The organism is Lysobacter cavernae (genome assembly GCF_042648505.1).
GTDB lineage: Bacteria > Pseudomonadota > Gammaproteobacteria > Xanthomonadales > Xanthomonadaceae > Lysobacter_L > Lysobacter_L cavernae.
The window spans coordinates 515,188-529,734 of record NZ_JBHRXK010000003.1; the positions used below are offsets into that span (position 1 = coordinate 515,188).

The following is a 14,547-nucleotide window of genomic DNA, read 5'->3' on the forward strand; positions in this document are numbered from 1 at the left end:
CTAATCACCATTCACGGCTCCTCCATGCGCTACGCCGCCGAACCTGCCTTCGTCCTGCACACGCGACCCTGGCGCGAGACCAGCCTGCTGGTCGAGGTGCTCAGTGCAGAGCACGGTCGCATCGGCCTGATCGCGCGCGGCGTGCAGGGCGCGAAGAAGCAGGCCCTGCGCGCTGCCTTGCAGCCGCTGCAATCGATCCGCTTCGACGCGGTGCAGCTGGGCGAACTGGCACGGCTGACCGTGGCGGAGGCGCTCGACGTGGCGCCGCGCCTGGGCGGCGAGGCGCTGCTGGCCGGCTTCTACCTGAACGAGCTGACCCTGCGCCTGGCGCCGCGGCAGGATCCCTCGCCCGATCTGTACCTTGCCTATGCACGGGCGCGTGCCCGGCTGGGTGGCGATGACCCGCTGGGCTGGACCCTGCGCCGCTACGAGCGCGACCTGCTGGAGGCGATCGGCTTCGGTTTCGATTGGGCGCACGACGGCGATGGCGCCGATATCGATCCGGCCGCGCGTTACCGGCTTGATCCCGAGCACGGGCCACGGCGGTTGTTGAGCGACCGTGGCCATGGTGATCGCAGCAGTGCCGCGACCGGGCGGGCCTTGTTGTCGCTGGCGACAGACCGGTTGCCCGAGGCCGATGATCTGTCCAGTCTGCGCCGTGCCATGCGTGGTGTGCTCGCGCATTACCTTGGCCCACGCGGCCTGAAATCCTGGGAGATGCTGGCCGAGCTCGCGCGCGTCGCGCCGAAGGCGAAACTGCCTCAGTCCGAAAGCGCTGACTGAGTCGCGGGCGACGCGACCGACAGCGGCAGCGTTTCGTGCGCTGCCTGTTCGAAACGGACGAGCAGGGTTGCCGACAAAGCATCCTGCTGCAACGCCTGCACGGCGGCCGCGAGGCGCGCCGCGCCGACGAAGCCGCAGCTGGCGCGCAGCCGATGCAGGTCGGCGCGCACCGCCTCGGCATCGCCGCGCGTGGCGGCGGCCGTGATGGCCTGCAGCGATCGGGGCAGCTCCTGCGCGAACAGGCCGCGCAAGGTGTCGACGTGCGCGCGATTGCCATTGAGCGCCTGCACCGCGGCGGCATCGTCCCAGACCGGCCAGGGGCCGTCGGTGTCCGTCGTGGGTATCGCGACGGGGTCGGTACTGAGCCCGAGCCGGCTGCGTACCGCGGTCTGCACCGCCGTTGCCGGCAGCGGCTTGACCAGCACCTCGGCGAATCCAGCGGCGACCAGTGCCTCGAGGATCGCCGGTTCATGCGCAGCGGTGTGGGCCAGCGCGGGCGTGTGCGGGTGGCGGCTGCGCAGGCGAGCCAGCAGTTCGGCGCCGCTGCCGTCGGGCAGGCGCGCATCGATCAGCCACAGTGCGTAGTCCTGGGTCTGTGCGAGCGCGGTTGCCGCGGCCAGGCTGTCGGCGGCATCGACTTCGGCTGGCAACGCACGCAACGCCGCGCTGAGAAAGGCGCGGCTGGTCGGGTCGTCCTCGACCAGCAGGAGACGGGGCAGTCCATCGGGCATCATCGGCACTTCGCGTCCTGTCGGTATGCTGCGCGGATGTCGCAAGCGATCTTACGCCTGCTGTTGTGCTGCGTGCTGGCTGCACCGTCAGTCGGTGGTGCAGCGCATGCACGTACGGCACAGGCGCGGATCGCCAAGGTGACCACGGCGGTGGCCACGCTCGAAGGCGTGCGTGTGCGGCTGGACTGGCCGGCGCAGGCCACGCAGGGCACGTTGTGGCTGCAGGCCGCGCGTGTCGAGGCGCCCGACCTGGGCTACCGCTTCCGCGACGTCGCCTGGCAATGCCCGCTCACACGCGCCGGCGACCGCTGGCGTTGCGACGGCGAGTTGCGCGGCGGCCATGGAGCGCCGTTGCGGTTATCGCTCGACATCGATGACGCCCGCACAGACGCCCGCCTGAGCCGCGGTGCCAGCGCGGTGGGCCTGCACCGCGATGCCGCCACGCCCGACCTCACCCGCATCGATCTCACCCGGGTTCCGCTGGCCTGGACGCAGGCGCTGCTGGCGCAGGCCTGGCCGCAAGGGCGTCTCAACGGCGGCACGGTCGACGGCCACCTGGCCGTCACTGCCGCCGCGCGCGCGCCGCTGCGCATCGAAGGCCCGCTGCATCTGCAGGCTGTGGCATTCGACACCGCCGACGGCACGGTCGCCGGCGAGAACCTCGCTGCACAATTCGATGTGAAGGCCCAGCTCGATGCGACGACCCACGTCGCCGTCGACGGCCACCTGCGCGGTGGCGACATGCTGTTCGGCAATGCCTACGTGGCGCTGCAGCAGCGCACGGTGGCGCTGGCGGTCGAGGCCGTGCGCCACGGCACGGCCGGTTGGCAGCTGCCACGCCTGCATTGGCATGACCCCGGCCTGCTCCGGGTTGATGGCAGCGCCGCGCTGAGCCCGCAGCTGGACGTGGATGCGCTCGATCTGCGCGCACACAGCGAAAACCTGGCGCCGCTGCGCAACGGCTACCTGACCGGTTTTCTCGGCCTGGCCGGCCTGGCGGAACTGCAGCTCGGCGGCGCCGCCGATGCACGCCTGCGTATCGGCGGCGGCGCCTTGCACGAGGCCGATTTCAACCTGCGTGCAGTCACTGTCGACGACCCGCAGGGCCGCTTCCGCTTCGACGGGCTCGAGGGCGACGTGCGCTTTTCCTCCACGCAGCCGGTGGCCAGCGAGTTGCGCTGGCGGGGCGGCGACCTGCATGGCCTCGAGTTCGGCGCCGCGCGACTGCCGTTTGACAGCGCGCAGGGCGAGCTGCGCTTGCGCGAGCCGGTGACGATGCCACTGCTCGGCGGCCGTGCCGGTTTCGATCATTTTCAACTGCGGCCGCCATCGGCCGGGCAGGGGCTCGAGATCCACTTCGGCCTCGACCTCGAGCAGCTCGATATCGCCAAGCTCTCCGCGGCGTTGGGCTGGCCGGCGTTTACCGGCCAGCTCACCGGGCATATTCCGCAGGCCCACTACGTTGACGATCGACTCGAGTTCGAAGGCGGTCTCGCCGCCGAGTTGTTTGGCGGCACGCTACAGGTGTCGTCGCTGGCGATGGAGCGGCCGTTCGGGGTCGCGCCGACGCTGTCGGCGGATATCGCCTTCGACGACATCGATCTGCAGGCACTGACCGGCGTGCTCGACTTCGGCACCATCACCGGCAAGCTCGACGGCCGCATTGGCGCCCTGCGTCTGGTCGACTGGCAGCCGGTCGCATTTGACGCGCAGTTGCACACCGACCGCGCTGCCGCCAAGGCCGGCGGCGTGCGCCAGCGTATCAGCCAGGCCGCGGTGCAGGATCTGTCCAGCGTCAGCGATGCGTCGTTCATGAACAGCCTGCAGTCGCAGTTGATCGGCCTGTTCGACGACTTCGGCTACCGAAGCCTCGGCATCAGCTGCCGCTTGAGCGACGAGATCTGCGAGATGGACGGGCTGGGTTCAGCCGGTCCCGGTTTCATTATCGTCCAGGGCTCCGGCCTGCCGCGGTTGAGCGTGGTCGGTTTCAACCGCCGTGTCGATTGGCCGACGTTGCTGGAGCGTCTGGTCGCCGCCAGTTCGGGCGACGTGCAGCCTGTCTTCAAGTAAGGATCTTCGAGTAAGGTAGTCGCGCTCAACCGTCCCGCGCAGAACGACTCTGGCGGACACCGATCACAGGAGAACGAACATGCGCCGTTGGATGGGGATACCGGTCGCCGCCGTGATGCTGACCGCTTGCGTCACGATCAATGTCTACTTCCCGGCCGCCGAGGCCAAGGAGGCGGCCAAGGAGTTCGTCGAGAAAGTCATCGGCGACGACGTGCAGCCCAAGCAGCCGGCGCCGCAGGACAAACCCGGTGGCCAGAGCGCCTCGCTCATCCCGGCACCGCGCTCGCTAGACGCGCGCATCGACTGGCTGGCGCTGGTCGGCATCGGCTCCGCCCATGCCCAGGGTCAGCCGGACATCACCATCAAGACGCCGGCGATCCAGGCGATCCAGGCGCGCATGTCCTCGCGTTTCGACAGCCAGCTGCGTGCGCACTTCGATTCCGGGGCGCTCGGTTTCGCCAACGACGGCACCATCAGCGTGCGCGACGCCGCCAAGATCCCGCTGCCGCAGCGCGTGGCCGTCAACCAGGCCGTGGCAGACCAGGGCCGTGACGCCAAGGCCGTCTACCGCGAGATCGCCGTGGCCAACAACCACCCGGAATGGGAGCAGCAGATCCGCGCGGTGTTTGCGCGCCAATGGATCGACAGCGCCCGCTCCGGCTGGTGGGTGCAGGACGCCGGCGGCGGCTGGAAGCAGAAGTAAGCTTGCTTGCATCGCCCGCGACGGCCCGTCTCATGACGGGCCGTCTGCATTTGCGGGCCGGGACAGCGGCATCTGCGACAATACGCGGCCATACGTTTCTCGCCAGCCGCTGTGGCCCGCATCGATCAGACCCCTTTCGAAGTTGAAATCACCGACCTGACCCACGACGGCCGCGGCGTCGCCCGTCGCCCCGACGGCAAGACCCCGAGCGAAAGTGGCAAGGCGGTGTTCGTCGCCGGCGCGCTGCCGGACGAGCGCGTCATGGCCTCGCAGACCGGTCGCCACCGTAGCTTCGACGAAGCCAAGACCGTCGAAGTACTGCACGCCGCGCTGGAGCGCGTCACCCCGCGCTGCCCACACTTCGGCACCTGCAGCGGCTGCGCCCTGCAGCATTACGCCGAGGACAAGCAGATCCTCGCCAAGCAGCGCGTGCTGATGGAGAACTTCGAGCGCATCGGCCACGTCGCCCCGGAGCGCATCCTGGCGCCCTTGACGGACGCGTCCTGGGGTTACCGTCGCAAGGGCCGCTTCTCGGTGCGTCGCGTCGAGAAGAAGGACAAGACCCTGGTCGGCTTCCGCGAGACCGATCCGCGCTTCGTCGCCGATATCCGCGAATGCCACACCGTCATTCCGCAGATCAGCGATGCGCTGCCGGCGCTGTCGGCGCTGGTGGACGGAATGCAGGCACGCCGCGAGATCCCGCAGATCGAGTTCATCGCCGGCGACCCGCAGGAGGACTTCAGCGGCATCGCGTTGACGGTGCGCCACCTGGCACCGCTGTCGGAGGCCGACCGCGAGGCGCTGGTCGCGTTCGCAAAAACGCATCGCTTCGCCATTTTCCTGCAGCCCGGCGGTGTCGACAGCGTGCACCCGCTGTGGCCGGCCGAGCCGAAGCTGGCCTTCAGCCTGGCGCCGTGGAACCTCGAGTTCCTGTTCCGCCCGCTGGACTTCATCCAGGTCAACGCAGGTCTCAACGGTAAGATGATCCAGCACGCGTTGGACCTGCTTGACCCGCAGCCGGACGACCGGGTGCTCGACCTGTTCGCGGGACTGGGCAACTTCACCCTGCCGTTGGCGCGCCAGGTGCGCGAGGTGGTCGGCGTGGAAGGCGAGGCGGGACTGGTACGGCGCGCACGCGAGAATGCCGCACACAACGGCATCGCCAATGCGCAGTTCCACGCGGCCGACCTGGCCAAGGACCTCAGCGGCGAGTACTGGATGAAGGGGCATCCGTTCGACAAGCTGCTGCTCGACCCGCCGCGCTCCGGCGCCGACGTCGTGCTGGCGCAACTGCCATTGAAACAGTTCCAGCGCATCGTCTACGTCAGCTGCCACCCGGCCTCGCTGGCGCGCGATGCCGGCTATCTGGTCAACGAGAAGGGCTGGAAGCTCAAGGCGGCCGGGGTGATGGACATGTTTCCGCACACGGCGCACGTGGAGTCGATTGCGTTGTTCGAGCGTTGAGGAGGAGAGCTCGGACTCTCCGCGCGCCCGTCATTCCCGCGTAGGCGGGAATCCAAGGACTTTGCAGTTGTCTTTTGCCATTGATTGAAAGGCCGAGAGCGAATGTCCATGGATTCCCGCCTTCGCGGGAATGACGGGCAAAAGCAGTAGCGTTACTCGAGTTCCATTTTCAGCTTCCAGTTCCCACTCCCTGCTCCCATTTACCGATCCTAATTCTCTAATCCCCATGGGCATCGAAATCGAACGCAAATTCCTGGTCACCGGCGACGGCTGGCGCGCGGCCGCGCGTGAGGTCGTGGCGATGGCGCAGGGCTACATCAACGACCAGGCGGCAATGGACAGCGGGGCGATGAAGGCCTCGGTGCGCGTGCGAATCGCCGGCGACGAGGCCTTCCTCAACCTCAAGTCGCGCGAACTCGGCCACACCCGCCAGGAGTTCGACTACCCGATCCCGGTCGCCGACGCGCGCAACCTGCTGGCACTGTGCGTCGGCGGTCTGGTCGACAAGCGCCGCCATTACGTCGAGCACGAAGGCCACCTGTGGGAGGTCGACGAGTTCCTCGGTGACAACGCCGGGCTGGTGGTGGCCGAGATCGAGCTGGACTGCGCCGACGAGGCTTTCGCCAAGCCCGGTTGGATCGGTGCGGAAGTCACCGACGCCGCGCGCTATTACAACCTGGCCCTGGCCACGCGCCCGTACGCGCAATGGAGCCAGGCCGAGCGCGCCGGCGCGGTTGCATCGTCGCACTGAGCCCCCATCTTCCGCTCATGGACACCCAGCCCCTGCGCATCGACATCTGGTCCGACGTGGTCTGCCCCTGGTGCTGGATCGGCAAGCACCGCTTGCGCGCGGCGTTGGCGCAGCTCGATCGACCGGTTGAATTCCACTGGCACGCGTTCCAGCTCGATCCCGAGTCCGACGAACAACCGGTGCCGTTGCGCGAGGCCTATGAGCGCAAGTTCGGTGGCCGCGAGCGCACCGAGCAGATCCTGGCGCAGACCCAGGCCACCGGCCGCGCCGAAGGATTGCCGTTCGATTTCGATCGCGGCCAGGTGCGGGTCAACACGCTCAAGGCGCACCGGCTGATCTGGCTGGCCGGGCAGGAGGGCGATGCCGATGCGGTCGGCGAGGCGCTGTTCCGCGCGCACTTCGCGCAGGGCCGTAACCTGGCCGATACCCAGACGCTGATCGACGCCGGTGCCGCCGGCGGCCTGTCCGAGGCGCGGGTGCGCGCGCTGCTCGGGTCCGACGAAGGCCTGGCGCAGGTCAATGCGCAGATCGGCCAGGCGCAGGCGCTCGGCATCCGCGCGGTGCCGACCTTCCTCATCGACGGCCGGGTGGCGGTGCAGGGCGGGCAGTCGCCGGACGTGTTTCTCGGTGCCATCGCCCAGGCCGATGCCGCAGCGGTCGCGTCGTCGCAATCTGCAGCCGATTGCGGGCCGGACGGGTGCGCTGTCTGAACGGAGCGCCGTGCCTGGATTAGCCCCGTGGCCTGATCCGGGCTACGACGTCCCGGCCAACTGCGCGACAATGCCGGGCCGCGCCTTAGCGCAGCCACTATTGCCAGGAGTTTCCGCATGCTCGTGATCGGCGTCGCCGGTACCGAACTCACCGCGCAGGAGCGCGACTGGTTGCAGCACGATGCCTGCGCCGGCGTGATCCTGTTCACCCGCAACTTTGCCTCCAAGGCGCAGGTGAGCGAACTGTCGGCCGCGATCCGCGCCGCTGCACCGCGGCCGCAGCTGATCTGCGTCGACCAGGAGGGCGGCCGCGTGCAGCGTTTTCGCGAAGGCTACAGCGCGCTGCCGCCGCTAGACGGCTTCGGCAAGCTCTACGCCGGCGACCGCGAGGCCGCGCTGAAGCTGGCCGAGGAGCACGCCTGGCTGATGGCCAACGAGGTCCGCGCCAGTGGCGTCGACCTGAGCTTCGCGCCGGTGGTCGACCTCGACCGTGGCAACCTCGCTATCGGCAACCGCGCGTTCTCGCAGGATCCGTCCGTCGTCGCCGAATTTACCCACGCCTACGTGCGCGGCATGCACGCCGCGGGCATGGCGGCGACGCTCAAGCATTTCCCCGGGCACGGCTCGGTGCTGGCCGACACCCACTTCGACGAGGCCGTCGACCCGCGTTCGCTCGACGAACTGCGCGCCAGCGACCTGATCCCGTTCGTCGCCGGCATCGAGGCCAAGGCCGATGCGGTGATGATGGCGCACGTGAAGTACCCGGCGGTCGCGCCGGAGCCAGCCGGGTATTCCCGGCGCTGGATCGAGGAGATCCTGCGCAGCGAGATGGGTTTCCGCGGCGTGGTCTTCAGCGACGACATCGGCATGAAGGCGGCGTTCTCGGCCGGTGGCGTCAAGGCGCGCATCGACGCGCATTACGACGCCGGTTGCGACGTGGTGCTGGTCTGCCACCCGCAACTGGTCGAGGAATCGCTGGCGGCGGTAGAGGGCCGCCAGCTCAACACGATGGCGCTGGCCGGGCTGATCGGCCGCGGTGCGATGGGCTGGGACGGCCTGCTGGCCGATGCCCGCTACGGCAGCACCCGCAACCGCCTGGAGGGCCTGTCCTGATGAGCACCGCCGTGAAGCCGCACGACCTGGCCGCCGCGTTGGCCAATGCCGACCTGATCTTCGATCGCGCCACGCTGGAGCAGGCGATCGCACGCATGGCCCAGCCGATCCGCGCGGATTATTCCAACGACGACGTGCCGGTCTACCTCACCATCATGCACGGCGGCCTGCCGTTCGCCGCGCAGCTGGCGATGGAGCTGGGCGCGCTTGGCCTCGATCTCGAATTCGATTACCTGCACGCCACCCGCTACCGCGGCGCCACCTCCGGCGGCGAACTGACCTGGAAGCACCGCCCGGCCACGCCGCTGCAGGGCCGCCGCGTGCTGCTGGCCGACGACATCCTCGACGAAGGCCACACCCTCGCCGCGATCCGCAGCTGGTGCCTGGAGCAGGGCGCCCGCGACGTGCGCATCGCCGCATTGGCGGTGAAGGCCCACGACCGTTGCGTGCCCGGCATCCACGCCGATTATGTCGGGGTTGAAGTGCCGGACCGCTACGTGTTCGGCTACGGCATGGACTACCACGAGCAGGGCCGCAACCTGCCGGCGATCTACGCGTTGAAGGATTGATCGGATGAGTGACATCGCCCTGGCCGTCATCGGCGGCACCGGTCTGTACCAACTGGCCGACCTGCAGGACATCGAAACCCATCAGCCGACGACCCGCTACGGCGCGCCGTCCGGTCCGGTCCGGCTCGGCACGCTCGACGGTCATCGCGTCGCGTTCCTGGCCCGCCACGGCGAAGGCCACTCGCTGCCGCCGCACCAGATCAACTACCGCGCCAACCTGGCCGCGCTGCAGGCGCTGGGCGCGCGGCGCGTGCTGGCGTTGAACACGGTCGGCGGCATCACCGAACGCTTCGGGCCGCGCGTGCTGGCCTGCCCGGACCAGCTGATCGACTACACCTGGGGCCGCGTCTCGACCCTGTGCGAGGAGCCCGGCAGTGAGGTGCTGCATGTCGACTTCGGCGAGCCATACACGCGTTCGCTGCGTTCGGAGGTGGTCGCCGCGGCGGGCCAGGCTGGCGTGGCCCTGGTCGACGGCGGCTGCTACGGCGCCACCCAGGGGCCGCGCCTGGAAACCCGTGCCGAGATCGCGCGCCTGCGCCGCGACGGCTGCGACCTGGTCGGCATGACCGGCATGCCCGAGGCCGGGCTGGCGCGCGAGCTGGGCCTGGACTACGCCTGTCTGGCGATCGTCGCCAACTGGGCGGCCGGCGCCGGTCCCGACCCGGACGAGGTGATCACCCTGCAGGATGTGCTCGACCATGTCGCGGCGGCTTCGTCCGGTTTGCCGGCGCTGCTGCGGGCACTGCTGGCGGGTTGAGAGGACTTTTGCCGGCGGGGTGATTGTCAAGGCTTCATTCAGTTTGCATACTCGGCCTGCGTATCGGTCCCGCCCCGCGGACCGCGCGCGAATAACGCATCCAGCATGAGGTCATCAAGGATATGCAGTACGGCACCGTGAAATGGTTCAACGACGCCAAGGGCTTCGGGTTCATTTCGCCCGAGGACGGCAGCGCGGATGTGTTCGCGCATTTTTCTGCAATCAATGCCAAGGGCTTCCGCAGTCTGCAGGAAGGGCAGCGGGTGAGCTATGTGCTCACCCAAGGCCCGAAGGGCGCGCAAGCGTCTGAAATTACGCCCGTCGCGTGATCCACTCGCAGGCGTGATTGCCAGTAGGTTGGCTTGAAAGGCCTCGCTTCGGCGAGGCCTTTTTTCTTGCGTGCAGGCATGCGTGGCCGATATGCATGCTGTCGATGGGGATATCCACATGAGTCATTGCCTTCGCATCGGCATCGTCGGTTACGGCACTGCCGGCCAGGCGGCCGCGCTGCTGCTGTCACGCGACGGCCACCGTGTCGAGGTGTTCGAGCGTGCGCCGGTGCTGGGGCCGGTCGGCGCCGGCTTCCTGCTGCAGCCGACCGGCCTGGCCGTACTGTGGGAGCTGGGTCTGCTCGAGGCCGCGCTCGCCCACGGTGCGTGCATCGGCCGCCTCTACGGCGAAACCGCGCTAGGGCGCGCCGTCATGGACATGCGCTACCGCGAACTCGATGCGCGCCTGTTCGGGCTGGGCATGCAGCGCGGCGCGTTGTTCGGCCTGCTCGATGCGGCCTGGCAGGACGGGCGCAACATCCACTGCGGCCGCCGCATCGTCGCAGTCGACAGCGAGCGCGGCCTGCTGCGCGACGAACACGGCGACGAGCACGGCGCCTACGACCTGTTGATCGTCGCCGACGGCGCGGCTTCACTGCTGCGCGAGCAGGTCGCCGCGCCGGCGCTGGACCGGCCGTACCCGTGGGGCGCGCAGTGGTGCCTGGTTGCGCAGGACGACTGGGCCTGGCCCGAGGAGCTGCGCCAGCGCTACGTCGGCGCGCGCCGCATGGCCGGCATGCTGCCGGTCGGCACGCGGCCGGGTGATGCCACGCCGCGGCTGAGTTTCTTCTGGAGCTTGCCGGTGGCGGCGTTGTCGTCCGGCGACGGGGATGAAGCGGCCTGGCGCCACGAGGTCGCCTGCGTCTGGCCCGAGGCCGCCGCGCACCTGCGCGACACCACGGTGCCCGGTGGCCTCGCCCAGGCGCGCTACCGCGACAGCGTGCTGCGCCAGTGGTACCACGGTCGCGCCGTGCTGATCGGCGACGCCGCGCACGCGATGAGTCCGCAGCTGGGGCAAGGCGTCAACATGGCACTGGTCGACGCCCTGGCGTTGCGCGATGCGCTGCGCCAGCACGCTACTCTGCCGGCCGCATTCGAGCAGTACCAGCGGCTGCGGCGTGCGCACGTCGGCATCTACCACTTCTGGAGCCGCTGGCTGACGCCGCTGTTCCAGTCCGAGCGCGACGGCCTGGCCGCCGTGCGCGACCGCGTGTTCCATCCGCTGTCGCGCCTGCCTGGCGGCCGCGGCCAGATGCTGCGCGTGCTGACTGGCACGCGGCGTGGCTGGCTCGGCATCCACCCGCTCGATCCCGGCTTCGTGGCGGCGTTGGCGCAATCGCCGATGGCGCCGCCGGCAATGGCTGCACTGGCCGACGAGGCGGTGTAGGGGTGCACCGGCCGGCCCAGCATCATCGGTCTAGAATCGGTGGAAGCCCCACGTCGGAGTCGCAGATGGAACCGCTGCCGCCGTTCGCCACGCACCGGGTCGAGAACCAGCCGCCCGAGTTCGCGCCGCGTGACCTGTGGGCCGATGACATCGCCCTGCGCGAAGCCGTCGCGCGCGAGGGCGACGGCGACTTCGTCGATGCACTGGCCACCTACGGTGCACTGGCCGGCGACGAGGTGTACCGGCTCAGCTTCGATGCCCACCGCGACCGCCCGCGCCTGCGCACGCACGACCGCTTCGGCCAGCGCATCGACCTGGTCGAGTTCCATCCCCACTACCACCGCATCATGCAGGCCGCGATCGAGCACGGTGTGGCCGGGTTGTCGTGGGCGCAGCCGCGACCCGGCGCTCACATCGCGCGCGCGGCGCTGAGCTACCTGCACCACCAGGTCGAGCCCGGCAGCAGCTGCCCGTTGACCATGACCCATGCCGCGGTGCCGGTATTGCGGCACGCACCGGCATTGGTCGAATGGGCGCACAAGGCCGCCGCGCCGTACTACGACCCGCGCGACGTCACGATCACGCACAAGCAGGGCATCACCCTCGGCATGGGCATGACCGAGAAGCAGGGCGGCAGCGACGTGCGCGCCAATGCCACTCGCGCAACCCCGCTCGCAGCGGAAGGCGAGTACCTGCTGGTCGGGCATAAGTGGTTTTTCTCGGCGCCGATGTCGGACGGCTTCCTCGTCCTCGCGCAGGCACCCGCCGGCCTGACCTGCTTCCTGCTGCCGCGCTGGCGGCCGGACGACAGCAAGAACGCGCTGCGACTGATGCGGCTCAAGGACAAACTCGGCGACTGGTCCAACGCCTCCTCCGAGGTCGAGTTCGCCGACGCCTGGGCCTATCGCATCGGTGAGGAAGGCCGCGGCATCGCCACCATCATCGAGATGGTGATGCTGACGCGACTGGACTGCATGCTCGGTTCCAGTGCGCAGATGCGCATGGCACTGGCGCAGGCCATTCACCACGCCCGTCATCGCCGCACCTTCGGCAAAGCGCTGATCGAGCATGCCTTGATGCGCAACGTGCTGGCCGACCTCGCCATCGAGGCCGAGGCCGCGTTGGCGCTGTCCATGCGCGTCGCACGCGCGGTCGACCGATCGCTGCAGGAGCCCCAGGAAGCGGCATTGGCCCGCATCGCCACGGCGATCGGCAAGTATTGGATTTGCAAGCGCACCCCGGCCTTCGTCAACGAGGCGCAGGAATGCCTGGGCGGCGCCGGTTACGTCGAGGAGTCGATCCTGCCGCGCCTGTACCGCCAGGCGCCGCTGAATTCGATCTGGGAAGGCAGCGGCAACATCCAGTGCCTCGACGTGTTGCGCGCCCTGGGCCGCGAGCCCGAGACCGGTGCGGCCCTGCTGATGGAACTGGAAGCCGCACGCGGACTGGATGCCTGGTTCGATGTTTCTCTGACCGACATCGAGATCGTGCTGCTCGGTCAGGAACCGCTGCAGGAAATCGAAGCGCGGCGCTGGGTCGAGCGGCTGGCATTGCTGCTGCAGGCCAGTGTCCTTCTGCGTGCCGGCAGCCCCATCGCCGAGGTCTTCTGCCGCAGCCGGCTGGGCGACGAGCACGGCCAAGCGTTTGGCACACTGCCAGCGACGATTCCGTTCGATGCCATCCTGGCGCGGCTGCTGCCAGAAACGGTGTGACGCCAGGCTGCGTGCTGTCCAGCGTTGCCCGCGCGGTCTACGCCGATTAAGCCGAGCCGAAAAATAGGTTCGGCTTGAACGAATTGTTAGGGCCCACCTGGGATACGGTTGGGAAACTCATAGATGAACTTGAGTAGCATTTCTGCAAATGAGATCAGATCATGCGCATCGTCTTGGGTCATTAAGACAATGGGGCTGTCGTAGATAAGGCCGGGTTTAAGCAGATGGAATGGGCCTGAACCGCTGCAAATTAAGCCTAAAGCTGCAATCCAAGCTGGTCGAGTTCTTCGTGCTCGAAGTAACCGCGCGTTCGGCGGCCAGTGTGCTGGGGCTTCAGCCCAACACCACTGCGCTCTACTACCGCAAGCTGCGCCAGCGGATTGCCGACCAATTGGCCTTGGTGGAGCACGAAGTCTTCGACGGATCCGTTGAACTGGACGAGAGTTACTTCGGTGGCGTCCGCAAGGGCAAGCGTGGCCGCGGTACCGCAGGCAAGGTCGTCGTGTTCGGCCTGCTCAAGCGTGGCGGCAAGGTCTACGTGGACAACGCCAGGACTGCCACGCTGATGCCTGTAATCCAGCGGAAAATCGCCCCGGACAGCGTGGTCTACACCAACAGCTTCGGCAGCTACGACGCTCTGGACGTCAGTCAGTTCCACCACGTGCGCATCAACCATTCCAGAGAATTCGCCTGTGGCCGAAACCACATCAATGGCATCGAGAACTTCTGGAACCAGGCCAAGCGCATACTGCGCAAATACAACGGCGCTCCAAGCAGAGCTTCCCGTTGTTCCTCAAGGAATGCGAGTTCCGCTTCAACTACGGAACCCACAAACAACAACTCAAAACGCTGAAGGAGTGGGCTGGAATCTAGCCTTATCTACTACAGCCCCAAGACAATTTCATGGGTCGCCTCATTGCCCTTTTTGCGAATGTGGTCTACCCAGCCTTTGCCGTTCGGCGGAACGTAACCACTAGACGCAAGATAGTCGACGTACGAGATGAACGTCTGGCCGGTCTTGGCGCCCTGCGCAACAGCAATGTTCATTAGAAGCTTTCGGCAGATCAGAACAGCGGCTGTGTAGCAAGAAGCGGCGGTGCACCTACGGGCCTCATCAAAGAGTGCGGAGACGTCGGATGGAAGGTGCGCGACAGAGCTGCCGTAGGAAACTCCTGGAACTTGAATCGAGTAGGAGAATGTCGACGGCATGTCGCAGTGCGGGCATATGTGGATCTTCTGGTTGGGATTGCCTTGCGACCGGTATCCAATCGGAGTCGCGACCTTGTTACTGCACCAACCACAGATGAACTCTTCTGAGCCGATGTTTGACGCGTTGTGCCAAGCCACTTGCGACCCTCCTGTGGGCCCTAACAGGCTGCTGAAATACCTCCCACCCGCATAGACTTGTCCCATTACCGTTCTGCTTGCCCCGAGACCTTCGATGCGTGGTGCCGACGTACTGCAAGAA

14 protein-coding genes and 1 pseudogene are annotated in these 14,547 nt (G+C 67.7%); 13 read left to right on the forward strand and 2 right to left on the reverse strand.

Going from position 1 to position 14,547, the window contains the following annotated elements:
* The first annotated feature begins 24 nt into the window (after positions 1 to 24).
* Positions 25 to 783 (forward strand): DNA repair protein RecO, encoded by a 759-nt coding sequence (recO, locus tag ACFOLC_RS09580; RefSeq protein WP_386759000.1) that lies wholly within the window; start codon positions 25 to 27, stop codon positions 781 to 783.
* Here the strand turns inward: recO and ACFOLC_RS09585 are convergent.
* On the reverse strand, positions 762 to 1,514 hold the full coding sequence (locus ACFOLC_RS09585) for a hybrid sensor histidine kinase/response regulator (RefSeq protein WP_386759001.1): 753 nt from the start codon (positions 1,512 to 1,514) through the stop codon (positions 762 to 764). The genes recO and ACFOLC_RS09585 overlap by 22 nt on opposite strands.
* A 36-nt stretch (positions 1,515 to 1,550) precedes the next feature.
* On the opposite strand from ACFOLC_RS09585, the gene ACFOLC_RS09590 reads away from it, so the two are divergent.
* The 12 genes and pseudogenes from ACFOLC_RS09590 to ACFOLC_RS09645 all read left to right on the forward strand — a co-directional run bounded on the left by ACFOLC_RS09590 (position 1,551) and on the right by ACFOLC_RS09645 (position 13,952).
* The gene (locus ACFOLC_RS09590; RefSeq protein WP_386759002.1) at positions 1,551 to 3,584 is read left to right on the forward strand and encodes a hypothetical protein; all 2,034 of its coding nucleotides are present in this window, start codon (positions 1,551 to 1,553) and stop codon (positions 3,582 to 3,584) included.
* 79 nt (positions 3,585 to 3,663) lie between these two features.
* A complete protein-coding gene (locus tag ACFOLC_RS09595; RefSeq protein WP_386759003.1) occupies positions 3,664 to 4,287 on the forward strand; it encodes a YdbL family protein in 624 nt (207 codons plus the stop codon).
* Positions 4,288 to 4,398: 111 nt separating this feature from the next.
* Positions 4,399 to 5,751 carry a 23S rRNA (uracil(1939)-C(5))-methyltransferase RlmD gene (gene rlmD, locus ACFOLC_RS09600; RefSeq protein ID WP_386759004.1) on the forward strand — a complete coding sequence of 451 codons (1,353 nt, stop codon included), beginning with the start codon at positions 4,399 to 4,401 and terminating at the stop codon, positions 5,749 to 5,751.
* A 226-nt stretch (positions 5,752 to 5,977) separates the two neighbouring features.
* A complete protein-coding gene (locus ACFOLC_RS09605; protein WP_386759005.1) occupies positions 5,978 to 6,502 on the forward strand; it encodes a CYTH domain-containing protein in 525 nt (174 codons plus the stop codon).
* Between the two features lie 17 nt (positions 6,503 to 6,519).
* Positions 6,520 to 7,212: a DsbA family oxidoreductase gene (locus tag ACFOLC_RS09610; protein WP_386759006.1), complete on the forward strand. Its 693-nt coding sequence runs from the start codon at positions 6,520 to 6,522 to the stop codon at positions 7,210 to 7,212.
* Positions 7,213 to 7,329: 117 nt separating this feature from the next.
* Positions 7,330 to 8,325, forward strand: a complete 996-nt coding sequence (nagZ, locus tag ACFOLC_RS09615) for a beta-N-acetylhexosaminidase (RefSeq protein ID WP_386759007.1) — start codon at positions 7,330 to 7,332, stop codon at positions 8,323 to 8,325.
* Positions 8,325 to 8,894 carry a hypoxanthine-guanine phosphoribosyltransferase gene (locus ACFOLC_RS09620; protein WP_386759008.1) on the forward strand — a complete coding sequence of 190 codons (570 nt, stop codon included), beginning with the start codon at positions 8,325 to 8,327 and terminating at the stop codon, positions 8,892 to 8,894. The genes nagZ and ACFOLC_RS09620 overlap by 1 nt, the downstream gene beginning before the upstream one ends.
* 4 nt (positions 8,895 to 8,898) lie before the next feature.
* Positions 8,899 to 9,651: an S-methyl-5'-thioinosine phosphorylase gene (locus ACFOLC_RS09625; RefSeq protein ID WP_386759009.1), complete on the forward strand. Its 753-nt coding sequence runs from the start codon at positions 8,899 to 8,901 to the stop codon at positions 9,649 to 9,651.
* Positions 9,652 to 9,773: 122 nt separating this feature from the next.
* Positions 9,774 to 9,980 carry a cold-shock protein gene (locus tag ACFOLC_RS09630; RefSeq protein WP_386759010.1) on the forward strand — a complete coding sequence of 69 codons (207 nt, stop codon included), beginning with the start codon at positions 9,774 to 9,776 and terminating at the stop codon, positions 9,978 to 9,980.
* 118 nt (positions 9,981 to 10,098) lie between these two features.
* Positions 10,099 to 11,367, forward strand: coding sequence for an FAD-dependent oxidoreductase (locus ACFOLC_RS09635; RefSeq protein ID WP_386759011.1), 1,269 nt, complete (start codon positions 10,099 to 10,101; stop codon positions 11,365 to 11,367).
* A gap of 65 nt (positions 11,368 to 11,432) precedes the next feature.
* Positions 11,433 to 13,079 carry an acyl-CoA dehydrogenase family protein gene (locus tag ACFOLC_RS09640; RefSeq protein WP_386759012.1) on the forward strand — a complete coding sequence of 549 codons (1,647 nt, stop codon included), beginning with the start codon at positions 11,433 to 11,435 and terminating at the stop codon, positions 13,077 to 13,079.
* Between the two features lie 229 nt (positions 13,080 to 13,308).
* Positions 13,309 to 13,952: pseudogene (locus ACFOLC_RS09645) on the forward strand (IS1595 family transposase).
* A 9-nt stretch (positions 13,953 to 13,961) separates the two neighbouring features.
* Here the strand turns inward: ACFOLC_RS09645 and ACFOLC_RS09650 are convergent.
* The coding region (locus tag ACFOLC_RS09650) for a DUF4145 domain-containing protein (protein WP_386759013.1) at positions 13,962 to 14,547 on the reverse strand (586 nt) is incomplete at its 5' end.